This window comes from Streptomyces sp. NPDC025784 (assembly GCF_055558435.1).
In genome coordinates this window covers 54406-78062 of the sequence record NZ_JBVHMN010000015.1, presented here as the reverse complement: position 1 = coordinate 78062, position 23657 = coordinate 54406, and the positions used below count along the sequence as shown (strand labels likewise).

Sequence of the window (23657 nt, the reverse complement as noted above, 5' to 3'; positions counted from 1 at the left end):
GTGCCGATGACGACTCCCGGCTTCCACCCCACGCATGTCGTGCCGCAGGACGGTCTTCCGGCCTGGGAGGAACCGGACCCGTCCCGGCCGACCGTGCCGCTCGACCCGCTGCTGCCCGTGCAGTTGGTCGACCGGCTCGGCGACTGGGGCCGCGTCGTCTGCTCCAACGGCTGGTCGGCCTGGGTCGACGGCCGCCTCCTGGTACCGGTGCCGCAGGCGCCCCCCGAGGCGGGCAGTCCGCTCGCCCGCACCGCGGACCCGCGCCCGCTGCTGACGCGTGTGGAGGACGCGCTCATCCGCTACCGGAGAGCCGCCGAGGAACTCGCGACCGGACGTATCGACGGGGAGAGCTTCCGCGATCGCACGAGGGGCCAGCGGATCGGGGTGATCGTGGACGGCGAATCGGTCTGGATCTACGACGGTGAGCACGAACGGTGGGTGTACTGCGACGGGACACGGCTGAGCACCTTCGCGGCCGAGCACGATCCGTCGGCCGCGGCACCGGAGCCCCCCGCGGACCCGTACCCGCGGGAGCAGACCGAGGTCGTCCAGGCACCGGCCCGGGACGACCGGGAACCCACGCGCCTGGTGTCCTACGACGGGGACGAGCTGGGAGAGACCTGATGGGCCGGATCGCGGCGGACCCGCGGCTGCGCGGCGTCAGGCGGACGGTGCGCTGCCGGAGGGGCCGGGCGCCACCTCTGCCTGGCCTCCGCGGTGGACACGCCTCGCCGGCAGACCGCCCACGAAGCCGGTGACGAGGCCCCACAGCGCTGCCCAGCCGAGCGCGGACCACACGTCGGGCCGCAGCAGCAGCTCGCCCCCCAGGCCGCCACCGAGGTCGCCGATGCCGAGGACCGACAGACCGAGGTGTGCCGAGACACGGCCGACGAGACAGATCATGAGCACGGTGAGCACGAGTGCCACCGCCATGTGCACCGCGTGCTGCCGGCTCCGCATCCGAGCCGGTGACCGGGCCGCCATCAGGAACGCGGCGGCGAGCAGCAGCACCGCGTCGACGACCGGCAGCCACCACACCCGGCCGTCGTGGGCGGCGAGGGAGCCGAGGTCGAGGGTGGAGACGTCCGGTGTGCGGAGCACCTCTTCGAGCAAGGGCGGCATGGGCAGCCCGAAGGGCCCGTCCACGCGCCCGTGCCAGGTGGCGCCCAGCCCGATGGTGAAGGCGAGCCATACGAGGTTCGGGAGGCCGAGCAGGATCGCCGCGAACGTGTCTGCCGCATGACCGCGGGTCGCCGCCACGACCAGCCCGACGACCACACCGAGGGCCACGTACGCGAGCAGCAGGGCCACCATGGCGAACGCGGCCGGACGGACCGACTCCTGGAAGCGCAGCAGCCGGGCGGGCAGCGGTGCCCCGGGCGACACCAGCAGGGCGAGCACGAACACACCGAGCAGCCACAGCATCCCGAAGCCCAGGGTCTGCGGCACGTTCGCCTCGAACCCCACCTCGGGCGTGATGCCGAACAGGTCGCCGATGTCGCCGATGGTGTCGTCGCCGACGGGGATCGTGAACGTGTGGCGGGCCGGCAGCGCGAGCGCGATGAGGACCACGAGCCATACGACGGCGATCCGGGCCGCCCACCCGGCCAGTTCACGGGCACCGGTGACGGCCCGGTGGCGCAGCGGCCGCAGGAAGCCGGCCGCGACGACCAGGGTTCCGGCGAGCGTCACCGACAGGGGAATCACCGTCAGGCCGGCCTCGGTGTCGGCGACGACGCCTGCGCCGCCCGCGAATTCGACGGTGCCGCCGACCGCCGTCACCACGGTCGCCGCCACGACACGCGCGAACGCGCCGTCGGGGAGGTCCGCCGCTCCCGCCGCCCACAGTCCCAGCGCCGCGACGACCATCATCGTGACCGTTCCCGCCAGTACGGCCATTACGGCCTGACCCCAGCCGTGGTGAGCTGCCGTCCGCTCACCGCGGAGGGCTCTTGCCTGGTCGGACGGGGTTTCGGGACTCACGCTGCCACGTTAGGCAGGGCCGGCGCGGGCCGCCCCTCGGAGGGGGCCGACCGCGTCGGCTTGCGGGGGGCACGGGGCCGGAGCACACAATGGTTCAGTTGTGGAAGAAAGCGGCACGAGATGCATCAGGTGCCGCGGAATCCCTACAACGGGAGTAGCTCGTGAGCGTCGACCCGCCGACTTCCGGCCAACCCACAGGCGGCCAACCCACAGGACCGCCCTCCGGCCCGCTGGCGCGTCCGTCACAGCCGAGCCAGCCCGGTCCAAGTCCCACTCCCACTCAGCCCGACAGCCGTGTTCCCTCGGAGCCACCGCCGGGCGGGTCCGGTCCAGGGGGCCGCGGAGGCGGCGGGGGCGGGCCGTCCGGGCGCGGTGGTCCGGGGCAGGGGCCCGAGCATCCCTGGTGGAGGTCGGCACCCCGAGTCGCGCTGCTGACCGGCGTCGTGGCGCTGGCCGTGGTCGTCGGTCTCCTGTTCAGCAACAACTCCGGCGGTGGCAAGAACACCGCCGGTGAGGTGTTCCTCCAGCCGGCGGCCGCGGCCGGGCCCGACCCCTTCACGGAGTCGACGGCGATCGACACTGCCACCGCGCCGGGGACTTCGACGACCGGCACCTCGGCGCCGAAGACCACGGAGCCCGGGACACCGGCGCCGAAGACCACGAAGCCCGGGACGACGGCACCGAAGACGACGGAGCCGGGGGGCACGACGCCGAAGACCACGCCGCCGAGGACGACGGAGCCGGGAGGCACGACGCCGAAGACCACCGGTGCGCCGGTCGAGACACGTACGCAGGGCGGGGGCACCACCGAGGTGCCCGGCAACGTGACGCGTGGCGTGGTGGGTTCGGCGCCGGGGCTGTACGCGGGTCAGAAGAACGTCTCCCCGTGCAATGTGGAGAAGCAGATCAAGGCGCTGCAGGCGGACCCGTCCAAAGCCAAGGCCTTCGCCTCGGTGGAGGGCATCACGGCGGGGCAGATTCCCTCGTACCTGCGGTCGCTCACGCCGGTGCAACTGAGCGCCGACACGCGTGTGACCAACCACGGCTACCGTTCCGGCGGCCCCACCAGCTACCAGGCGATCCTCCAGTCGGGCACCTCGGTCCTCGTCGACTCCCACGGAGTGCCCCGTACGCGCTGCGGATGCGGCAACCCGCTGAAGGAGCCCGTCCAGCAGAAGACCACACCCAAGCAGACGGGCCAACGCTGGGCGTCCTTCCAGCCGCAGAACGTCGTGGTGATAGCGCCCTCCGTGACGATCATCAACGTGTTCGTCATCGTCGACTCGCACGACGACAAGTGGATAGCCAGGTACCGGGGTGACAACACGCACCGCGACCGTCGGACGCACCGTCCGCCACGGCCCTTCCCGACGGTGGTCGTGACCCCCACGCCGACGACGCCGCCACCGACGCCGTGCGCCACCCTGACCGGCGGTGGGTGCGCCCCGACCCCCACGTCGTCGACGCCGTCCTCGCCCTCCTCGTCGTCGTCCGGGCCCTCCAAGTCCGGCTCGTCGACCTCCCCCTCCGAGTCCTCGGCCTCGCCGTCGAAGTCCGAACCCTCCAAGTCCGAGTCCTCGAAGCCCGAGTCCTCGAAGTCGGAGTCGCCCTCGTCGTCGAAGTCGGAGCCGTCCAAGTCCGAGTCCTCCAAGCCCGAGTCCTCGAAGTCGGAGTCGCCCTCGTCGTCGAAGTCGGAGCCGTCCAAGTCCGAGTCGCCCTCTCCGTCGAAGCCCGAGTCCTCGAAGTCCGAGCCGTCGAAGTCGGAATCGCCCGAATCCGAGTCCTCGAAGCCCGAGTCCTCGAAGTCGGAGTCGCCCTCTCCGTCGAAGTCCGAGTCGCCGAAGCCCGAGTCCTCGAAGGCCGAGTCGCCTTCCGAGCCGAAGTCGTCGGCACCCGCTCCGACCGCCACGCAGCCTGCTCCGACCGCCACGCAGTCGGCCCCGGCCGCCGAGACGCCGACGCTCTCCTCCGGGCCCGTCACGTCCGCTCCCTTCTCGCAGGAACCGGCCCCGTCGGAGCCCGCCCAGACGGCCCAGGAGCCGGGTCGGACCGGCGAGGAGCCCGGTGAAACCGCGCAGGAGCCGGCCGAGACCGAGCAGGAGCCCGCCGAAACGGGTGGCGGGGCCTGAGTGGCCCCCCCTCGCTGGCCACCCACGCCGCCCGCGACCCGGACCCATGGCCCTGCGGATTCACGGGTTCTCGGATTCACCGAGAGCGGAACGCCGATCCCTTCCCGTCCGGCTCACCCCTTCTAGGCTGAAGGGGTGAGCAACGACGCGACCGACGAAGCCCGAGTCATTCCCCTGCGCCCGGCGGCCGGGTCCGGTCCGGCCCGGGCGGTGCCCGTCGCCCCCGCCACGGCACCGCGACGATCCCGACCGGTCCTCGCACCGCGCGCGGTGCCCCAGGAGCCCCCGGGACGCGAGCCGTTGGGGGGCAAGGAGCCCCTGTGGCGCGACCTCGTGGGCGACGTTCTGCGGCGCGAACGGCTCGCCCAGGAGCGCACGCTGAAGGATGTGGCCGAAGAGGCCCGGATCTCCATGCCGTACCTGTCGGAGCTGGAGCGCGGGCGCAAGGAGGCATCCTCCGAAGTGCTCGCGGCGGCCGCGCGCGCCCTCGGCCTCGGTCTCACCGACCTGCTGTCGCTGGCCCAGGACGAACTCGTCCGGCTGGACCGGCTCGCCGGACTCGTGCCGGGCCGCGGCCGCGGCACCTCGGTGACGCCGGGCGCGAGGCCTTCGACGTCCGGGTACGACGGCATGTGTCTGGCCGCCTGACGCGGCCGGCACGGTCGGAGCACCGCGAGCCGCGCCGTAGGAGCACCGCGAAACCGCGCCGTCAGTGCACCGCGAGCCGTCGGCTCAGCACCTCGTCCGCGAGTCCGTAGGCGACCGCCTCGTCCGCGGTGAAGATCTTGTCCCGGTCCATGTCCGCGCGCAGGGTCGTGATGTCGTGGTGGGTGTGCCGGGCGAGGACCTCCTCGACCTGCGAGCGGATGCGGATCATCTCCTTGGCCTGCAGGCTCAGGTCCGAGACCGTGCCCTGGCGTCCGCCGCTGGCCGGCTGACCGAGCAGGACGCGGGCGTGCTCCAGCACGAACCGTCGGCCCGGGTCGCCCCCGGCCAGGAGCACCGCCGCCGTCGAGGCTGCCTGCCCGACGCAGAAGGTGGAGATGGGGGCCTGGACGAAGGTCATCGTGTCGTAGATGGCCATGAGCGAAGTGAACGAACCCCCGGGCGAGTTGATGTAGATCGCGATCTCGCTCTCCGGGCTCGACGACTCCAGATGGAGGAGCTGCGCGATGACGACGTTCGCGACCCCGTCGTCGATCTCCGTGCCGAGGAAGATGATCCGCTCGGACAGCAGACGGCTGAAGACGTCGTACGACCGCTCGCCCTGCGGGGTGCGCTCGACGACGTTCGGGATCGTGTACGTACCCATGTCAGAGCCCCATCCTTCGCCGTGCGGCGGCCGGGCGGACGTCGTCGAGCGACTCCACGACCCGGTCCACCATGCCGTACTCCCGTGCCTGTTCGGCCGTGAACCAGCGGTCGCGGTCGCCGTCCCGGGAGATGGTCTCCTCGCTCTGCCCGGTGTGCTCGGCGGTGATCCGCTCGATCGCCTTCTTCGTGAACTCCAGGTTCTGCGCCTGGATCTCGATGTCGGCCGTGGTGCCGCCGATGCCGGCCGACGGCTGGTGCATCATGATCCGCGCGTTCGGCAGCGCGTAGCGCTTGCCGCGCGTGCCGACGGTGAGCAGGAACTGCCCCATGCTCGCCGCGAAGCCCATGACGAGCGTGGACACGTCGTTGGGGATCAGCCGCATCGTGTCGTAGATCGCCAGGCCGGCGGTCACGGAACCGCCGGGGCTGTTGACGTACAGACTGATGTCGGTGCGCGGGTCCTCCGCGGACAGCAGGAGCAACTGGGCGCAGACCCGGTTCGCGGAGACCTCGTCGACCTGTGTGCCGAGGAAGACGATCCGCTGTCCGAGCAGTTGCGCGGCCAGGTGGTCGTCGAAGCGGGACGGCGGGGTGTCGCCCTCCTCGGCCCGCGGCGTGTGGGCCGGGTGGCGGCCCGTGACGAGTGAAGACATCGGTCCTCCTTGTGGTGAGGCGGCCTACGTGGGTGGCCGCGCCCTCCACTCTCCGCCCGGCCTCGCGGCCGTGTCCGATTTCTCTGCCCGCGGCAGATCTGCCACGGGCAGAGGCCGGCACGACCCGGCCGGCCCGCCGATCTGCTGCGCCGCGGCCATGAGGCAGAACCGGCCCCGACGTCCGGGCCGGGCGGCAGACGGTGACCGGCGCACCGCCGCCGGGCGTGGCGCCGGGCGATCGTCACCCGAACGGTCCGCGGGCCACCGATGAGTTTGCGGGCGACGACCGGTCGATACGGGTAAGGATGTTTTCCCGCCCGAGGAGGTACACATGCCCGCCGACGGATTCACCACGTGCCTGTGGTTCGACGGCCAGGCCGAGGAGGCCGCCCACTACTACGTCTCGATCTTCAAGAACTCCAAGCTCGGCAGGATCGGCCGCTACACCGAGGCGGGGCCCGGCCCTGCCGGATCCGTCCTGGCCGCCGAGTTCGTGGCCAACGGACAGAAGTTCGTCGCGATCAACGGCGGCCCGGAGTTCACGTTCGACGAGGCCATCTCGTTCCAGATCCACTGCGCGGACCAGGAAGAAGTGGATCACTACTGGAACAAGTTCGTCGAGGACGGCGGCGAAGCGGGCCCGTGCGGCTGGATCAAGGACAAGTACGGCCTGTCCTGGCAGGTCGTGCCCAGCCGGCTCATCGACCTGATCAGTGACCCGGACCCGCAGAAGGCGACCCGCACGGTCCAGGCGATGTATCAGATGTCCAAGCTGGACATCGCGGCCCTGGAGAAGGTGTACGCGGGCGAGTAGCCGGCCGGCCCGGCCCCGACGGGCCGCACGCCCGCAGCCGCGCGGTCCCTGCGGCCCGCCCGAGCCCGAAGCGTTCCGGCGTCCGGGCGGGCCGGGCGCCCTCAGGCGGGCTGACCGCTGTACAGAGCCGCGTAGGCGCCGCCGCGCCGCAGCAGTTCCTCGTGCGAGCCGATCTCCCGGATGACGCCGTCCCCCATCACGACGATGCGGTCGGCGCCCCGGACGGTCGACAGCCGGTGCGCCACGACGAACGTGGTGCGGCCGCGCAGCAGCCGGGCCAGCGCCTGCTGGACGAGGGCCTCGGAATGCGTGTCCAGCGCCGAGGTGGCCTCGTCGAGGATGAGGACCCGGGGGTCGCGGATCAGCGCCCGCGCGATGGCCAGCCGCTGGCGCTGCCCGCCGGACAGCCGCGCCCCGTGCTCGCCCACCACGGTGTCGAGGCCCTGGGACAGCCGGTCGACGAACTCCAGCGCGTTCGCGTCGCGCAGGGCCTGCCGCACCACCGTGTCCCCGGCGTCGTCCATGCCGTACGCCACGTTCTCCCGGACGGTGCCGTCGAAGAGGATCGACTCCTGAGGGACGACCGAGACGAACCGCCGGTACGTGCGCAGGTCCAGGGTGCTCATGTCGGTGCCGTCGAGCAGCAGGCGGCCCGAACCGGGGCGGATGAAACCGATGACGAGGTTCAGCACCGTGGACTTGCCCGCCCCCGAGGCGCCCACCAGGGCCACGGTCTCGCCCGGCGCGACGGAGAGGGTGAAGTCCCGTACGGCGGGCCTGCCTTCCTCGTAGGCGTGCCCGACGCCCTCGAAGGCGACGGCGCCTCGCACGGACGTCACCTCCGACTTGCCCTCGTTGTCCTCCAGTTCGGGTGCCTGGAGGACCTCGCCGACCGAACGCACCGACTCCAGACCCTTGGTGATGACCGGAGCCAGTCCCGCGAGCGTCGTCGTGGAGTTGGTGAGGGTGGTCAGGAAGGCGCTGAGCATCACGACGTCGCCCGGCGTGACACCCCACACGCCGTAGTAGGACACCAGTGCCGCGCAGGTGAGGAAGACCACGCCGACGACATTGAGGAACACCCAGGCCAGCGAGGCGAACCGGCCGTTGAGCAGGTCGAGGCGGAGCCCGGAGTGGAGCACCTGCCGCAGCGTGCCGTCCATACGGCGCAGCGCCTTGCCCTCCAGCCCGTGCGCCCGCGTCACCGGGATGAGCCGGGTCATCTCCGTGACCCGCGACGACAGATGCTCGACCTCGTGGCGGAAGTGCTCGTTCTGCGAGCGCAGCCGGGTCCGCAGCCGGGCGACGAGCAGCGCCGCGACCGGCACGACGCACACGAACACGGGCACGAACTCGGGTGTGCGGACGGCGATCACGACGAGGCCGCCGGTGAGCACGGTGAGCGCGCCGAGTCCGGTCTCGGCGGTCTGCTGCACCATCTGCTCGACCGTCTCCACGTCACGGACGACCTTCGCCTGGAGCACGCCGGCGCTGACCCGCGAGTGGTAGCCGATGGACAGCTGCTGCATGCGGGTGCACAGCGCCGACCGCAGGTCGGTGCCCATGCGGCGCACGCTGCCGTACAGCAGACGTACGTACAGCAGGTGCAGCGGGATGTTGACCAGCAGGATGAACAGGATGATCCCGGCGCTCAGCCACATCCGGCCGATCGGCCGGTGCTGGACGACGGTGTCGATGATGGCCGCGGTGATCAGCGGCAGGAGCCACACCGGACTGTGTTTCACGGTGAAGAGCACGAAGGCGCCGGCCAGTCGGCGGCGGTCGGCGCGGAACAGGTAGGCGAGGGTGCGGATCGGGTGCTCGCCCCGGTAACGGTGGTCGAGCGGTCTCTCGGACGACGCCATCGGCGATGGTCCTCCCCAGTGGCCGAGTAGAGGGCAAGCGCTTACTGCCCGAACGGCGGGCGCGTACACCCCGCGGGCACCACGGACGACCCCGACATCCCGGAGGGTGGACCTGGACGTCCGGCAGGGACGCTCTTCCTGCGCGACCGGCCGCCGACGTGCGCCGGCGGCTAGACTGCTCCGGATTCGGCCGCACCGGGGGAATCGGGGGACACGGTGGGCGACGACCCGACGCGTCGGATGGACCTCCTGCTGGAGGGCGACGCGGACAGTGACCAGGAGGAACTGGACGCGCTCACCCGGCAGTTGCGGGAACGGCTGCTCGAACTCGAGATCGAGCGAGCCGAGTTGAACCGATCGGGCGCGGTTCCCGATCGTGCCAAGCCGGGCGAGGTGATCGTCGTCGGAGCGCTCGCGGTGATCGCCGCGCCGGTCGTGCTGCGGAGCGTGGTGCAGGCGGTGGCGTCATGGCTCGGCAACCGGCCCGTCCGCACCGCCAGCATCACGATGGGCGAGGACCGTCTCGAACTCCGGGGGGTCTCCTCGGACGGCCAACAGGCCCTGATCGACGCCTTCCTCGCCCGCCAGGTCGCGCCCCCGCCGGCCTCGGCGGATCCGGCCCAGGGGGCCACGTCCGCATCCGGGGACGGCACGGCGCAGGGGGCCTGAGCCGGCCACCGGACGGCCTCGCCGGCCGGTGAACCCTGCCGGCCCGGACCGGATCAGCCGGTGTGATCGGCGACCACGCGGGTGATCTCCCGTGTGATGCGCTGGATCCCGGGGGAGCCGACCGGGCAGGGCTTCGGGGTGGTCGTCGTGGGGGCCAGGCAGAAGTGCAGGTAGTCGTCGTCGCGGTGGAGGGCCGTGCGGTCACTGCCCGGCTGGGTGCAGTACCTCGGATGGGTGCGCTCGTACGACGTGCAGGGCAGGTACTGCGTCCAGGTGTAGCGGGCCGATGTCGCGCTCACCGTCCTGCCTGCGTCCGCCACGAGATCGCCGGAGGCGCGGGCCCGGGCCTCGTACAGCTCGTTCACCTTCTGGACCCGGGTGGGGGTGATCGGGTCGGGCCCCTGGAGCACCCACACGATCCGGGGGCGTGAGGCGCCGTCCGCCGCCCCGGCTATCTGGTCCGTCAGCCGCTTCATGTCCGCCTCGTACCGCTGGAAGTACGGGCCGCGCTGCTTGTCGTAGGTGATGCCGTCCATGCAAGGGGTGTAGCCCCAGGAGTTGCCCCAGAACTGCAGCACGACGAAGTCCGGCCGCAGCGAGCGCACCAGGGCGGCCGCCTTGTCGCCGGCCGGCACGAGCGACTTCGCGCCGGTGCCTTCCAGGTAGTCGCACAAGGTGGTGCCCGAGCGCGGGGCACTCGTGTAGCGCGCGTGCAGCCGGTCCCGGAGCAGCCCGCCGAGGACCTTCTGGTTCTCCATGGCGAGCGAGTCACCGAGGTACAGCACCTTCGGTGCCTCCGCGGGGGTGCCCGCCCCCGGGGACGCCGCCGCACCCTGATGGGTGGTCCGGGCCGAGGGCCCCGTGCCCTCGGGCACGGCGGGAACGGGCGGGGCCGCCTCCGGGCTCGACGCGGGGTCGCCGCACGCGCCGAGCAGCAGCCCGGCCAACAGCACCCCCACGATCCACGGTTTCCGCATACGGCAACTCCCGCCCCGTCCACCGAAAGGGTTCCCCAGGCAAGCACAGGCGGGTGCAAGGCGGAAGACACACCTCGGCCATGCGACGCGCCCGGGACGGGCACGGTTGGCAGCAGGCACCGGGGCGGAGTCCGCAGAGAGGGCGGGCTGCCGGGGGCGGCGACGGCGTACGTCACCGCTCGGGGAGCGTGCCGCCCAGCAGTTCCAGCAGGTCCACCAGCGGAAGCGGCTTGGCCAGATGGGCGTCGAAACCGGCGCTCCGTGACTCGCCCTGGTCGGAACCCCGGCTGAACCCGGAGATCGCGATCAGCCGGACCTTCCCGCCGTGCGGCCGCGACCGCACCGCTCGCGCGACCGCGTAACCGTCGATGTCCGGCAGGCCCAGGTCGCACAGGACGACGTCGAACAGGTGGGCCCGGGTGGCCGTGATCGCGTCCTCGCCGGTGTGCACGGCGGTGACATGGTGGCCCTGCCGCTCCAGCAGGGTGCGATAGGTCGTGGCGAGGTCGGTGTTGTCCTCGACGATCAGGACGGCCAGCTGCTTCGGCACGATACGGGACCGCGGCGCGCGGCGCGGTTCCGGCACCGTCGCGGTCGCGAGCGGGAGCACCGCCGTGAACGTGGCACCGGTACCCGGGCCTTCGCTGTGCGCGGAGATCCGGCCGCCGTGGAGTTCGACGATCGTGCGGGCCACCGAGAGACCCAGGCCGAGTCCCTCGGGTGTGCTCGGTCCCGCCGGGGCGGCGCGCATGAAGACGCCGAACAGTTCCTCGGCCTGTCCGGGCGCGAAGCCGATCCCGTCGTCCACGACGCTCAGACGTGCCCGGTCCTGCGCCACCGACAGGCTCACCCGCGTACTCCCTCCCGCGGGTGTGTACTTGAGCGCGTTGGACAGCAGATTCGTCAGCACTTGAGCCAGCCTCAGCCGGTCCCCGTCCACGAGTACCGGCTCGGCGGGCAGGTCGACGTCGAGCGTGCGGCCGTCGTGGTCGAACAGGCCGCGGATGTCCGCGCAGGCGCCCGCGACCACGGGGCGCAGGTCCGTCCGCCCCCGCACCAGCTCCAGCCGCCCGGTCACCGCCCGCGTCCCGTCGAGGAGGTCGTTGCTCATCCGCACCAGCGTGCCGAGCTGGCGTTCCAGGACGGACAGCGCCGGATGGCCCTCGGGCAGGTCCAGGGCGAGCAGTTCGGTGGCCGCGGTGGCGGCGGCGAGCGGATTGCGCAGTTCGTGCGAGAGGGTGGCGATGAACCGGTCCTTGGCCTGCTGCTCCTCCCGCAATGTCCGCCCCGCCGCGTCGAGTTCGGCATTGGCGCGACTTAGCTGCTCGTTGACCTCACGGATCTCCCTGGCCCGCACGAAGAGATCGATCTCCATGTCCTCGGCGCGTGTCCGTGCCGCCGCCTCGGCGCGCTCCCGTTCCTGCCCGGCCCGGCGCAGCCGGACGAACTCGGTGACGTCCTCGACACGGTGGATGATGTGGGTGACCGTGCCGTCCGCGTCGATCACCGGCGTGTTGACCGGGCTCCAGTACCGCTCGGCGAACCCGCCCGCCTCACCCGTCGGGATGTCGTAGCGCTGGAGGGCCATCGTGTCCGTCCGGCGTGTTTCCAGCACGGACCGCAGCGAGCGGCGCAGATTGGCGACGCCGTCCGCCGACGGGTCGTCCGGATTGTCGGGGAACACCTCGAAAATGGGACGCCCGACGATGCTCCGCTCGGTGCGGGTGGCGTTCAGGTAGGCCCGGTTGACCTCCACGATCGTGAAGTCGGGCGCCAGGACGAGGAGGGGCGAGAGCGTCGTGTCGAACAGGTTCCTGAAGTCGGGCACGGGATAAGGGGTGTTCGCGGACATGGCGGCCCTCAGGGATCGAGTCGGTAACCGAAGCCGCGCACCGTGGTGATCCGCGGTGCGGACGTGGAGACTCCGGCGAGCTTGCCGCGCAGCCGGTAGACGTGCTCGACGACGGTCGCCGAGGGTTGCCAGGACCCGCCCCAGACCTGCTCCAGCAGCTGTTCCGCCGAGAAGACCCGGCCGGGGGAGCGGGCCAGCAGCTCCAACAGGGCGTACTCCTTGGGACGTAGCGCCAGCGGGACGCCCGCGACGGTCGCCCGGTGGGCCGCCGTGTCCACGCGCAGTGCCCCGGCCTCCAGGACGACCGGCACGTCGGGCGGCTCGGAACGGCGCAGCACCGCACGGATCCTGGCGACGAGTTCACGCTGCGAGAAGGGCTTGACCAGGTAGTCGTCGGCGCCGATCTCCAGCCCCGCCACCCGGTCCGCCTCCTCACCGCGCCCGGAGACGACGATCACCGGGAGACGGCTGGTGGAACGCAGGGCACGCAGCAGCTCCAGCCCACTGCCGTCGGGCAGCCCGAGATCGAGGACGACCAGGTCGATGCCACCGTCGTACATGGCGGCCTTCCCGGCGCGCGCGTCGCCCGCCCAGCGGACCGTGAATCCCGCACGCTCCAGATAGGAGGTGCACATCAGTGCGAAGTCGGTGTCGTCCTCGATCAACGCGAGGCGAGGTCGCATCCCACCCCCGGTCCAGCTGCCGCCCGCCCCGTGTTGTTGCACGGGTGAGCGGGCGTTGATGCCCCGACCATGTGGTGAAGGTAGAACAGGAACCGCCCACGGTTCAAGGGGGAACCAATCGGGGGGAGTTCGGCGCGGGCTCGTGCGGTGCGGGGAGCGAAGCACCGCCGCACGAACCCGCGCCGGCGCACGCCCACGTCCTGGCATGACCGCGTGACGGGCACCGTGCGAGTGCGCGGGCCCGCCCGATGTATCCCGCGCGGCGCACGGCATGGTGGCCGGCGCACCGTCCGTGTCCGTCGGGCGGCCGGCGGGTGTCACGCGGGGCCGAGGCCGTGACCGGTGTCCCGCTGCCGCACGGTCGGCAGGAGGGTCGCCCGTGCGCGGCCCCGTCCACCATGCCGCGGCCGGGCCCGCCGCGGGCCGTCGAGGAGTCCACGCTCGCCGCACGTCGATGAGAACCCCGTGCCCGTCGCGACCCCGGCGCAGTGGGCCGGGGCGGTGTCACGTCGTCGGCCGGTGGCGGATGCGGGCCGCGAGTACCGCCACGTCGTCCTCCGCGTGCCGCGTGTCGAGCTCGGCGAGGATCCCGTCGAGCAGGTCGTCGACGTTCGCCCCCCGCGGCAGACGCAGTCCGGCCAGGCGGGCGAGCGACTCGTCGATGTCCTCCCCGCGGTGCTCCACGAGACCGTCGGTGAACATCACCAGGGTGTCGTCGGGCGCCAGCCTGCGGCGGGCCTGTTCGTAGCCGCCGACGCCCGTGCCGAGCGGAGGGCCGACGGGCAGGTCCACCAGCTCGCCGGTGCCGTCGCCGCAGAACACCACCGGGGGCAGGTGCCCGGCGCTCGCGAGCGAAGCCACGCCGCGCGCGGGGTCCACCCGCACGAGCAGACTGGTGGCGGGCCGTCGGGTGCCGTCCTCGGCTACGGCCGCGTCGAGCCGGCGCAGCACCCGGTGCGGCGGCAGGTCCGTGGCCGCGACGTAGCGCAGCATCGAGCGGTACGCGTTCATGTCCACCGCCGCGTCCAGTCCGTGCCCCATGACGTCGCCCACGACCAGCAGGGTGCGCCCGAAGTGCAGCCGCACGGTCTCGAACCAGTCCCCGCCCACCAGGGTGCTGCCCCCGGCCGGCAGATAGCGCGTGGCCAGCTCCAGGTTCGGATGCGGGCGGCCGGGCTCGGCGAGCAGCGCCCGCTGGAGCGACAGGACCGTACTGCGCATGGCGCCGTGCCGTCGCGCATGGCCCAGGTGGACGGCCGCGAGACGGGTCGCGTCGTGCGTGCGCGACGCCTCCGCGTCGCTGAAGGCGGGCCCCCGGCGGACGGCGACGAGCACCCCGTACCGCCGGCCGCGGGCGAGCAGGGGCACGGTCATGACCTGCCGGGGAACGCGTCCCGACAGATCGAGCGAGGCGGCGATCGGGTGCCCTTCCTCCAGCGCCCGGACGGACAGCGGGCGGGGTCCGTGTGCCGGGGGGAGCAGCTCGACGCGGCCCGCCGTGGCGACGCGCGACAGGCCCGGGGCGGACGGGCTCGGGTCGGACGGGCTCGGGGCGGCCGGGATGTCCGCCGGCAGCAGATCGACGGCTGCCGCGTCGCAGAAGTGACGGCACACGAACGCGACGAGCTCGGCGCAGGTGGCCGGCTCCTGCAGCGTGGTCCCGATCGACTCGACGGCGTCGACGAGCGGGTCGGGCGGCGGCCCCGTATTCGGGGTGGTGTCCGGCGGGGCGGGGGATGGCCCCGTATTCGGGGTGGTGCCCGGAGGGGCGGGAGATGGCCCCGTACTCGGGGTGGTGTCCGGAGCTTCGGACGAGGTCCCCGCCGGCCCGGAGGTGCCCGGTGCGTCGGGAGAGGGCCCCGTACTCGCGGCGTCGTCCGGAGCTTCGGACGACGCCCCCGCCGGCCCGGAGGTGCCCGGTGCGTCGGGCGGCGGCCACGCACTCGCGGTGGAGTCCGGCGCGTCGGCCGGCGCCCCCGTGCCCGCGGTGGAGTCACCGCCCCGGTCCGTCATGCCTCCTCCCTCCGCACCAGGCCTCTGGCACCATCCACGCACGGGCGCGGCGGACCCGCACGGTCAGGCCGACGGCGGAAGATCGTTCACCAGTACCGCCGCTCCGTCGAACCGGCCCGCCTTGAGGTCCCGCAGGGCGTCCTGCGCCCGCGACAGGGGGTAGGGGTGCGTCGTCGCCCGGACACCGTGCCGGGCCGCGAGGGCCAGGAAGTCACGCCCGTCCCGTCGCGTGTTCGAGGTGACGCTGCGCAGCTCCTTCTCGTAGAACAGCTCTCGCTGGTAGTGCAGCACGGGGACGTCGCTCAGATGGATCCCCGCGACCGCCAGGATCCCGCCCCGGTCGAGTGCGCGCAGGGCGACCGGGACCAGGTCGCCGACCGGCGCGAACAGGATCGCGCTGTCGAGCGGCTCGGGCGGCTCGTCGTACGCCCCCCGGGCGGACGCGGCCCCCAGGTCGAGCGCCAGCCGTCGCGAGGCCGCGTCGCGGGTCAGGACGTGCACGGTGGCGCCCTGCGCGAGCGCCAGCTGCGCGCACAGGTGGGCGCTGCCCCCGAAGCCGTACAGCCCGAGCCGCCCGCCGGGTGTCAGCCCGGCCCGCAGTAGCGCGCGATAGCCGATGATGCCCGCGCACAGCAGGGGCGCCGCGGCGACGTCGTCCAGGTCCGCGGGCAGCCGGTACGCGAAGGCCGCCGGGACGGTCGTGTACTCGGCGTAGCCGCCGTCGGCGTCCCAGCCGGTGTACTCGGATGCCGGGCAGAGGTTCTCCGCGCCCCGCGCGCAGTAGGCACAGGTGCCGTCGGTACGGCGCAGCCACGCGACGCCGACCCGGTCGCCGAGGGCGAAGCCGTCGACCGCGTCGCCCGTGCCCGCGACCACGCCGACCACCTCGTGCCCCGGAGTCACCCCCGGCCTGCGTACGGGCAGATCGCCCTCGCTGACGTGCAGGTCCGTGCGGCACACGCCGCAGGCGCGGACATGCACCAGGATCTCGTCGGGCTCCGGTGACGGAACCGGCTTCTCGACGAAGCGCAGCGGCCCCTGTTCGATGGGCCCGGGCCGGGCCACCTCCCACGCGTGCATCATCACGTGCCTCGTTCCGTCGACGACACTGTGCCCGTTCACCAGTGTCCTGCGGTCGCTGCCGCTCGGCGCGCGGCCCGCGCGGAGCCTGGCTAGCGTGAAAGGCGCACACCCGTTCACCGAGCACGAGAAGGTCGACGTCATGGCCGTACAGCCCGAAGGAACGCCCTGTTGGGCGGACGCGATGTTCAGCGATGTCGAGGGAGCGAAGAGCTTCTACGGTGACGTGCTGGGCTGGACGTTCGGAGAGTCGTCGTCGGAGTACGGCAACTACACGCAGGCGTACGCGAACGGCAAGGCGGTGGCCGCGGTCGTGCCGCCGATGCCCGGGCAGGAGGGCCAGTCGGCCTGGTGCCTGTACTTCTCCTCACCCGACGCCGCCGCCACCGCCACCAAGATCAGGGACAACGGCGGCGAGGTGCTGATGGAGCCGATGCAGGTCGGCGAGTTCGGCACGATGGCGCTGGCCCGCGACCCGAGCGGCGCCGTGTTCGGCGTGTGGCAGGGCGGCACCCACGAGGGCTTCGAGGCGGTTGCCGAACCGGGCGCGTACGCGTGGGCCGAGCTGTTCACCCGCGAACCGGAGAAGTCCGACGCCTTCTTCCCGGCCGTCTTCCCGCTCGGCGCGCGGCAGATGGAGGACGACACCACCGACTACCGGATCTTCAGCGTGGGGGAGAACCCCGTTCTGGGCCGGATGAAGATGACGGACGAGTTCCCGCCCGAGGTGCCGCCGTACGTCAACGTGTACTTCACCGTCGAGGACTGCGACGCGGCCGTGACGAAGGCGACCGAGCGCGGCGCCGTCCTGCGGTTCGGGCCCATGGACAGCCCGTTCGGCCGGTTCGCGGCGCTCAGCGACCCGCAGGGCGCGTCCTTCTCCGTCATCGACGTGAGCACCACGCAAGGGGAGATGCCGGCGATGAACGAGGTGTCCTGAGGCGCCGCCTCACGAGGGCAACCGCGCGGATGCGGTATTCGTCCCTCCTTGTGGCGACGGCGCTCAGGGGCCGAGCCGGCACGAGGAAGGGCGAGTGGAAGAGACCGCATGCTCCGCATTCACTTCACGTCGACCGATCTTCAGAACATCCGCGTGGCCCGGCAACCCGATCCGCTGTGGGAACTGGTCTGCAGCGTCTGCCGGTTGGAGACGGGGCAGGGTCCCCTGGACTTCGGCCACTGGCGGCGCGCGGCCCGTGAACGTCTCTCCCAGGACGCCGCCGCGGGCCGCGCGCTGGGCCCGCTGCGCGCGCTGATCCCGGCGGCCGGCTACATCCCGGACTTCCTCACGCCGCCGGTCACCGGTGGTGGCCTCGCCGCGGGCCTGGAGGAGTTACGGGGCACGCCTCGTACGCGGCTGACCCGTGAGCTGACGCGACTGGCCGAGGCGCGTCCGCTGCCCGCGTGGACGACCTCGCTGGGCGGGCCCGGCGGCGACGGGCTCAGGTCCCTGACCGTCGCTCTCGGCACCTACTTCCGGACCCTGCTGGAGCCGTACTGGCCGCACATCCGCACGGCCGTCGGCAACGATGTCGACGTGCGCTCCCGGGCCCTGCTCGACGGCGGTACGCAGGCCCTTCTCGCCGGCATGGGGCCGCTGGCGCGCTGGCGGGCCCCGGTGCTCGAGGTGGACTATCCCACCGAGCGCGATCTGCACCTGGAGGGGCGTGGCCTGCTGCTCGTCCCTTCGTACTTCTGCTGGCGCCGGCCGACCGCGCTGGCCGATCCGGGCCTGGACCCGGTGCTCGTCTACCCGGTGGCGAAGGCCCCGCTCACCGTCGCCAGGAACACGGACGACGGGCTGGAACGCCTGCTGGGCCGCACCCGCACCGCCGTACTCGCCGAGGTCGCGGACGGTGGCCCGCGCTCCACGTCGGAGGTGGCGCGGGCGGTGGGGATCGCGCTGCCCAGCGCCAGCTACCAGATCGGCGTCCTGCGCGACGGCGGTCTCCTGGCGAGCCACCGCGACGGCAAGTACGTCCTGCACACGGCCACCCTCCTGGGACTGCGGCTGCTGGGCACCGGAAGCTCCTCCGGAGCCGGGTGAGCCCTCGCCCCGGCGCTTGCCCCTGGCATCGGCACCGGCACCGGCGCGGGCACGGGCACCGGGCTCCCGCACGGGCACCGGGCTCCGGCCCCGGCACCGCCATCGGCACGCGGCTCCCGCCCCGGCACGGGACTCCCGCCCCGGCCCCGGCACCGGTCGGCGCGTGGCATGATCGAGGCCATGCCTGAACGTGTTGTGGCCGCCTGTGACGGGGCCTCGAAGGGAAACCCGGGACCTGCCGGATGGGCCTGGGTCGTCGCCGACGGAGACGAGAGCCCCACCCGCTGGGAGGCCGGCCCGCTGGGCACGGCGACCAACAATGTCGCCGAACTGACCGCGCTGGAGCGCCTGTTGACGGCCGTCGCGCCCGACGTTCCGCTGGAGATCCGGATGGACTCCCAGTACGCGATGAAGGCCGTCACCACCTGGCTGCCGGGCTGGAAGCGCAAGGGCTGGAAGACGGCCGCCGGGAAGCCCGTCGCCAATCAGGAGCTCGTCGCCCGTATCGACGAGCTCCTCGACGGCCGCACCGTGGAGTTCCGCTACGTCCCGGCGCACCAGGTGGACGGCGACCGGCTCAACGACTTCGCCGACCGGGCCGCGAGCCAGGCCGCGGTGGTGCAGCAGGCCGCGGGCAGCGACCTGGGGTCCCCGGAGCCGCCGCCCTCCCCGGACGCCCCCGCCCCGGCGGCCCGGCGCCGCGCCTCCGCCAGGCCCGCCCGGCAGGGCACGTCGACCCGCACCATCAAGGCCAAGTTCCCCGGCCGCTGTGTCTGCGGCCGTTCCTACGCGGCGGGCGAGTCCATCGCCAAGAACGCGGAGGGCTGGGGGCACCCGGAGTGCCGGACGGGCGCGGCCTGAGGCCCGGCAGTACGGACCGGCCGTCGCGACGGTGCCGGCCGGGGCCGCGTGTCCCGCGCGAGCGCAGGAGTGGCCCACCGGGCCCGAGCGGGCCCGGTCAGGCCGTGTCGAACGTGTAGAACTCGGTGTGGTCCAGCAGGTCCGACGGCCGCACGTCGTTCCACGGCTTCATCGTCTCCCCGATGTCCACTACGTTCGGGGTGCCGGCGAGCGGCAGATAGCCGGAGTCCGGGTGCCGGCGCTGCCACTCCGCCCACAGCTTGTCTATGTAGGCGTGGTGGAGCCAGAAGACCGGGTCGTTGGGGGAGACCCCGGTGGCCATCTGGCCGCCCACCCACACATGCACCCGGTTGTGGAGGTTGACGCCGCGCCAGCCTTCGAGGTGGTTGCGGAAGCCGTCCGAGGAGCTGTTCCAGGGCGCCATGTCGTACGTCGTCATGGCGAGCACCGACTCCACCTCGGCGCGCGTGGGCAGTTCCCGCACACCGGCGCCGAGCGAGCGGCGCAGATAGGTGCGGCTGTCGACACGCACGTTGATCGGCCAGTTGCCCGAGGAGGCCGCGAACGCGCCGTCCGTCACCCGCCCGTCGAGGCTGCGCCCGGTGCCGCCGAGGAAGTCGGGCGCCCACAGCGAGGAGCGCGTCGTGCGGTCGGTGCTCCAGTCCCAGTACGGCAGCGCGACGGAGGCGTCCACGGACTGCAGCGCGCGTTCGAACTCGATGAGGAATCTGCGATGCCAGGGCAGGAACGACGGCGAACGGTGGCCCGTCCGTTCGCCGTTGTCGGTGTCACCGAGGATGAAGGCGTTGTGCGTCGTCACGAAGGCGTCGTAGCGGCCACTGCGCTTGAGCTGCACCAGCGCGTCGACGAAGCGCCGCTTCTCGTCGGCGGTCAGGTTCGCCTGGTTCTTGCGTACGGTCATGTGCGGGACTCCACGATCTGCTTGCGGGTGGTTCAGTTGCCGTTGAAGGGGACCAGCGGAGCGCCTTGGAGCTCGACGACCGCGGCGCGTGCGGCGGCGCGCGGGGTGGCGACCGGGTCGTAGTGGCTGACGACGCTGATCCAGCTGCCGTCGGCGTTCTGCATCACGTGCAGTTCCACGCCGTCGATGAACACGGCGTATCCGGCGCCGTGGTGGTGACCGCCGCCGCTCGCGGGGCGGCCCTGTATGCGGCGGCCCCGGTACACCTCGTCGAAGGACTCGGGCTGTCCGCCGTGCTGGTGGACCGGCGCCGGTGCTGCGGTCGCCGGGGTCGTGGTGACCGCGGCGGCACCGGCCACGGCGGTGAGAGCCGCCGCGGCACCGAGGGCGCGGCGACGAGTGAGTTCCGGCATGCGGATTCCTCCGTTGATCGGCTCAGTGGATGACCCGTTATGCCTATCGGGTCGTCAAAGAGCGGGAGAAATCGCCGAATGTCGGTTGGCTGCGATCAGGACAATCACGCACATGCCGTGCAGGATTGAACGAAGATGATCTTGTTGTGCGGGGTGTCCGGGGATCGCCGGAAGGAGGAATTCCTCCCGTGTGCGGGCCCGCTGTCGATGATCTTGCGGCGCCGATCCCGTGCGAGTGGTGCGGCTCACGCGCGCAGACTGACGTGATCCGCGCCCGCGTTCCGCCGCGATTCGCGGAATGTCACCTTCTGCTGCTCTTCGTGGTCGATCGACCGCTCTGCGCAACAAAAGGGGGGTGCGCGTGGAGCTCGCGCGCGTCGGCGGCGGACCCGCCGGCCTGTCCTTCTCGATTCTGACGAAGCGCCAGGAACCGTCCCACGACATCACCGTCCACGAGCGGAACCCGGCCGGATCCACGTAGGGCTGGGGGGTGACCTACTGGTCCTCCTCGCTGGACCAACTCCGCGAGGGCGCCCCCGAGTCGGCGCGCGCCGTCGCCGAGGCATCGGTCCGCTGGAGCGACGGGGTCGCCCACGTGGGGGGCGGCACGGCGGTGCACCACGGCGACGAAGGCTTCGGTATCGGCCGACGTCGGCTCCTCGACCTGCTCGCCGAACGGGCCCGGACCCTCGGTGTGCGCGTCGAGTTCGCCGACGGCACCGCCCAGTGGCTCACCTTCCGCACCCCGGTCAACCGGACCTGGCACCACGGCAACCTCGTCCTGATCGGCGACGCCGCCCACACCACCCGCTACTCGATCGGCGCCGGGACCACCCTCGCCCTGGAGGACGCCATCAGCCTCGCCCGTGCGCTGTGCGAGCGTCCCGTGCTGGAGTCCGCCCTCGCCCCCTACGAGCAGGAGTGCAGGTGCGCGCTCCTGCCGGTGCAGAGCGCGGCCCGTCTCGGCGTCCAGTGGTACGAGAACCTCTCGCGCTACATCGGCCTCCCGCTCACCCGGATGTTCGCCCTGCTCGGCCAATGGCACTCGCCGCTGCTTCCCTACGTGCCGCCGCAGCTGTACTACCGCATGGATCGTGCGGCGGGGCGACTGGAGGTGCTGCGCCGCTCCGAGCGCTGGCTGGGGCCGCGAGTGGCCCGCACGGTGCAGTCGCGCTCCCGTCCGTAGCGGTCCAAGCGGTCTCCGGGAGGACGCACGGTTGGGTGAATGGCGATTCACCGATAAGGTGAATATGAATTCACCTGGTTTCGCATTGACTTCTGGAGAACCCATGACAGCTCTGCGGGACCGGCTCACCGTCCCCGTCCTGGCGTTCGGCGGCATCCTCATGGCCGTCATGCAGACCGTGGTGGTCCCGCTGCTGCCGGACCTGCCACGGCTGACGGGGGCCTCGGCGAGCACGGTCTCCTGGATGGTCACGGCGACCCTGTTGTCCGGAGCCGTCCTGACGCCGGTCCTCGGCCGTGCGGGAGACATGTACGGCAAACGGCGCGTCCTGCTGACGGCCCTCGCGCTCATGACGGTCGGCTCGCTCCTGTGCGCCCTCACGTCGGACATCGGCCTTCTCATCGCGGCCCGCGCCCTGCAGGGCGCGGCGGCCGCCGTCGTGCCGCTGTCGATCAGCATCCTGCGCGACGAACTGCCGCCGGCGAAGACGGGATCCGCGGTCGCGCTGATGAGCTCCACCGTGGGCATCGGCGCCGCCCTCGGACTGCCGCTCGCCGCGCTCGTCGTCCAGTACGCCGACTGGCACGCGATGTTCTGGGCGACGACCGCGCTCGGCGCCTTCGGACTCGCGCTCGCCTGGTGGGCCGTGCGCGAGTCGCCCGTCCGCGAGCCGGGCCGCTTCGACACGCTCGGCGCGCTGGGCCTGGCCGCCGGACTCGTGTGCCTCCTCCTCGGTGTGTCCCAGGGCGGCACCTGGGGCTGGACCAGCCCAGGGATCGTGGGCCTCTTCGTCGCCTGCGTCCTGATACTCGCCCTGTGGTGCCGGCAGCAGCTGCGCGCCGAACGCCCGCTGGTCGACCTGAAGCTGGCCGCCCGGCCCCGCGTCGCCCTCCCGCACATCACGGCGCTGCTGACCGGATTCGCCTTCTACGGCAACTCCCTGGTGACGGCGCAACTGGTCCAGGCTCCCGAAGCGACCGGCTACGGCCTCGGCCTGTCCATCGTCGCGACCGGCCTGTGCCTGCTGCCCGGCGGAGTGACCATGCTGCTGCTCTCACCCGTCTCGGCCCGTATATCGGCGGCCCGGGGCCCGCGGGTCACGCTGGCCCTCGGCGCGGCGGTGATCGCCCTCGGCTATCTCCTGCGGATCATGGACAGCCGCGACCTGTGGATGATCATCGTGGGCGCCACGGTCTGCGCGACGGGCACCACCCTCGCCTACTCCGCCCTGCCCACTCTGATCCTGCGGGCGGTGCCGGCCGGGCAGACCGCGTCCGCCAACGGCGTCAACGTCCTGATGCGCACCATCGGACAGGCCGTGTGCAGCGCCGCGGTCGCCGCCGTCCTCGTGCATCACACGAGCCTCGTCGGGGGTGCCCCGGTGCCCACACTGCACGGCTATCTGCTGGCCTTCGTGATGGCGGGTACGGTCGCACTGGTGGCCTGCGCCGCCGCTCTCTCGATACCCGGCGACCCCGGCTCCCGCGGGACCCGGCGCAGCCGGGGCCGTACCGGGGCCCGCCGTGACGAGGCCCTCGAAGGAGCATGAGAACAGTGATCACCCCGCACCCCGGCGACACGGCGTCCCCCGCCGGCGCCCGGCACGAGGACGACGGGACGAGGACACCCGCGCCGCGTCGCGACGCCGAGGCGACGAAGGCGGCCATCCTCCGCGCCGCCCGCCATCTGCTGGCCCGGCACGCCCACGCGGACATCACGCTCAAGGCGGTCGCCGAACGGGCCGGGGTGAGCGCGCCGCTGATCCTCAAGTACTTCGGCAACAAGGACGCGCTGTTCGCCCGCGTGATGTCCTTCGAGTCGGACGCCGAGGCGCTGCTGGACGCACCCCTGCCGGACCTCGGCCGCCACATGGTCCGCCACCTCCTCGAAGGCCAGACGCTGCGCGGCGCCGACCCGGTCCTGCGGATCGTCTTCGCCCCGCTCCACGGAGAACAGGGCGACATCCTGCGCGCCAACTTCCGCACCCAGGTCAGCGAACGTCTCGCCGAGCGGCTCGCCGGCCCCGACGCGGGCCTGCGCGCCGAACTTGCCGTTGCCGCCCTGCTCGGACTCGGCGTCATGTACGGCATCGCGCGCGGCACGCACCTGCGCGCCGCGGAGATCGAGGACATCGCCGACCGGTACGCGCCCGCGGTGCAGAACCAGCTCACGCCGTGACCCGCACCGGTCGTGACT

General features: G+C 72.4%; 21 protein-coding genes and 1 pseudogene. 11 read left to right on the top strand and 11 right to left on the bottom strand.

Going from position 1 to position 23657, the window contains the following annotated elements; all coding sequences use genetic code 11:
• Positions 1–6 precede the first annotated feature (6 nt).
• Positions 7–624 carry an SH3 domain-containing protein gene (locus ACZ4IF_RS29855; protein ID WP_467568274.1) on the top strand — a complete coding sequence of 206 codons (618 nt, stop codon included), beginning with the start codon at positions 7–9 and terminating at the stop codon, positions 622–624.
• Positions 625–660: 36 nt separating this feature from the next.
• Here the strand turns inward: ACZ4IF_RS29855 and ACZ4IF_RS29850 are convergent, their stop codons facing one another.
• A complete protein-coding gene (locus ACZ4IF_RS29850; protein ID WP_467568271.1) occupies positions 661–1983 on the bottom strand; it encodes a streptophobe family protein in 1323 nt (440 codons plus the stop codon).
• Positions 1984–2426: 443 nt separating this feature from the next.
• On the opposite strand from ACZ4IF_RS29850, the gene ACZ4IF_RS29845 reads away from it, so the two are divergent.
• Positions 2427–4112 (top strand): DUF6777 domain-containing protein, encoded by a 1686-nt coding sequence (locus ACZ4IF_RS29845; RefSeq protein WP_467568269.1) that lies wholly within the window; start codon positions 2427–2429, stop codon positions 4110–4112.
• Positions 4113–4247: 135 nt separating this feature from the next.
• Entirely contained in the window at positions 4248–4760 is a 513-nt protein-coding gene (locus ACZ4IF_RS29840) for a helix-turn-helix domain-containing protein (RefSeq protein WP_467568268.1), read from the top strand.
• A gap of 61 nt (positions 4761–4821) precedes the next feature.
• On the opposite strand, the gene ACZ4IF_RS29835 is transcribed toward ACZ4IF_RS29840, so the two are convergent.
• Both ACZ4IF_RS29835 and ACZ4IF_RS29830 read right to left on the bottom strand, forming a co-directional pair.
• Positions 4822–5424, bottom strand: coding sequence for a ClpP family protease (locus ACZ4IF_RS29835; protein ID WP_467568267.1), 603 nt, complete (start codon positions 5422–5424; stop codon positions 4822–4824).
• Between the two features lies 1 nt (position 5425).
• A complete protein-coding gene (locus ACZ4IF_RS29830) occupies positions 5426–6079 on the bottom strand; it encodes an ATP-dependent Clp protease proteolytic subunit (protein WP_467568266.1) in 654 nt (217 codons plus the stop codon).
• A gap of 331 nt (positions 6080–6410) precedes the next feature.
• On the opposite strand from ACZ4IF_RS29830, the gene ACZ4IF_RS29825 reads away from it, so the two are divergent.
• A complete protein-coding gene (locus ACZ4IF_RS29825; protein ID WP_359490300.1) occupies positions 6411–6893 on the top strand; it encodes a VOC family protein in 483 nt (160 codons plus the stop codon).
• Between the two features lie 101 nt (positions 6894–6994).
• On the opposite strand, the gene ACZ4IF_RS29820 is transcribed toward ACZ4IF_RS29825, so the two are convergent.
• Positions 6995–8758, bottom strand: a complete 1764-nt coding sequence (locus tag ACZ4IF_RS29820; RefSeq protein WP_467568263.1) for an ABC transporter ATP-binding protein — start codon at positions 8756–8758, stop codon at positions 6995–6997.
• A gap of 216 nt (positions 8759–8974) precedes the next feature.
• On the opposite strand from ACZ4IF_RS29820, the gene ACZ4IF_RS29815 reads away from it, so the two are divergent.
• Positions 8975–9427: a hypothetical protein gene (locus ACZ4IF_RS29815; protein ID WP_467568261.1), complete on the top strand. Its 453-nt coding sequence runs from the start codon at positions 8975–8977 to the stop codon at positions 9425–9427.
• Between the two features lie 53 nt (positions 9428–9480).
• Here the strand turns inward: ACZ4IF_RS29815 and ACZ4IF_RS29810 are convergent, their stop codons facing one another.
• The 5 genes from ACZ4IF_RS29810 to ACZ4IF_RS29790 all read right to left on the bottom strand — a co-directional run bounded on the left by ACZ4IF_RS29810 (position 9481) and on the right by ACZ4IF_RS29790 (position 16032).
• Positions 9481–10404, bottom strand: a complete 924-nt coding sequence (locus ACZ4IF_RS29810) for an SGNH/GDSL hydrolase family protein (RefSeq protein WP_467568259.1) — start codon at positions 10402–10404, stop codon at positions 9481–9483.
• Between the two features lie 172 nt (positions 10405–10576).
• Positions 10577–12256, bottom strand: coding sequence for a hybrid sensor histidine kinase/response regulator (locus tag ACZ4IF_RS29805; protein WP_467568257.1), 1680 nt, complete (start codon positions 12254–12256; stop codon positions 10577–10579).
• Positions 12257–12264: 8 nt separating this feature from the next.
• On the bottom strand, positions 12265–12939 hold the full coding sequence (locus tag ACZ4IF_RS29800) for a response regulator transcription factor (protein WP_467568255.1): 675 nt from the start codon (positions 12937–12939) through the stop codon (positions 12265–12267).
• Between the two features lie 504 nt (positions 12940–13443).
• Positions 13444–14952 (bottom strand): PP2C family protein-serine/threonine phosphatase, encoded by a 1509-nt coding sequence (locus ACZ4IF_RS29795; RefSeq protein ID WP_467568253.1) that lies wholly within the window; start codon positions 14950–14952, stop codon positions 13444–13446.
• A gap of 63 nt (positions 14953–15015) precedes the next feature.
• Positions 15016–16032 carry a zinc-binding alcohol dehydrogenase family protein gene (locus ACZ4IF_RS29790; RefSeq protein ID WP_467568569.1) on the bottom strand — a complete coding sequence of 339 codons (1017 nt, stop codon included), beginning with the start codon at positions 16030–16032 and terminating at the stop codon, positions 15016–15018.
• A gap of 142 nt (positions 16033–16174) precedes the next feature.
• Between ACZ4IF_RS29790 and ACZ4IF_RS29785 the strand changes: the two genes are divergently transcribed.
• The 3 genes from ACZ4IF_RS29785 to ACZ4IF_RS29775 all read left to right on the top strand — a co-directional run bounded on the left by ACZ4IF_RS29785 (position 16175) and on the right by ACZ4IF_RS29775 (position 18940).
• The gene (locus tag ACZ4IF_RS29785; RefSeq protein WP_467568567.1) at positions 16175–16972 is read left to right on the top strand and encodes a VOC family protein; all 798 of its coding nucleotides are present in this window, start codon (positions 16175–16177) and stop codon (positions 16970–16972) included.
• Between the two features lie 108 nt (positions 16973–17080).
• A complete protein-coding gene (locus ACZ4IF_RS29780) occupies positions 17081–18079 on the top strand; it encodes an ArsR/SmtB family transcription factor (RefSeq protein ID WP_467568251.1) in 999 nt (332 codons plus the stop codon).
• Between the two features lie 168 nt (positions 18080–18247).
• A complete protein-coding gene (locus tag ACZ4IF_RS29775; protein WP_467568249.1) occupies positions 18248–18940 on the top strand; it encodes a ribonuclease H family protein in 693 nt (230 codons plus the stop codon).
• Positions 18941–19037: 97 nt separating this feature from the next.
• On the opposite strand, the gene melC2 is transcribed toward ACZ4IF_RS29775, so the two are convergent.
• Positions 19038–19862 carry a tyrosinase MelC2 gene (melC2, locus tag ACZ4IF_RS29770; RefSeq protein WP_467568246.1) on the bottom strand — a complete coding sequence of 275 codons (825 nt, stop codon included), beginning with the start codon at positions 19860–19862 and terminating at the stop codon, positions 19038–19040.
• Between the two features lie 32 nt (positions 19863–19894).
• Complete coding sequence (gene melC1 / locus ACZ4IF_RS29765; protein ID WP_467568244.1) at positions 19895–20275, bottom strand: apotyrosinase chaperone MelC1; 381 nt, start codon at positions 20273–20275, stop codon at positions 19895–19897.
• A 361-nt stretch (positions 20276–20636) separates the two neighbouring features.
• Here melC1 and ACZ4IF_RS29760 point away from each other — a divergent pair.
• The 3 genes and pseudogenes from ACZ4IF_RS29760 (at position 20637) to ACZ4IF_RS29750 (ending at position 23639) form a co-directional block, all read left to right on the top strand.
• Positions 20637–21461, top strand: a pseudogene (locus ACZ4IF_RS29760) (FAD-dependent monooxygenase).
• 103 nt (positions 21462–21564) lie between these two features.
• Entirely contained in the window at positions 21565–23010 is a 1446-nt protein-coding gene (locus tag ACZ4IF_RS29755) for an MFS transporter (protein WP_467568241.1), read from the top strand.
• Positions 23007–23639, top strand: coding sequence for a TetR/AcrR family transcriptional regulator (locus ACZ4IF_RS29750; RefSeq protein ID WP_467568239.1), 633 nt, complete (start codon positions 23007–23009; stop codon positions 23637–23639). Before ACZ4IF_RS29755 ends, ACZ4IF_RS29750 begins: the two co-directional genes overlap by 4 nt.
• Positions 23640–23657: the final 18 nt, after the last annotated feature.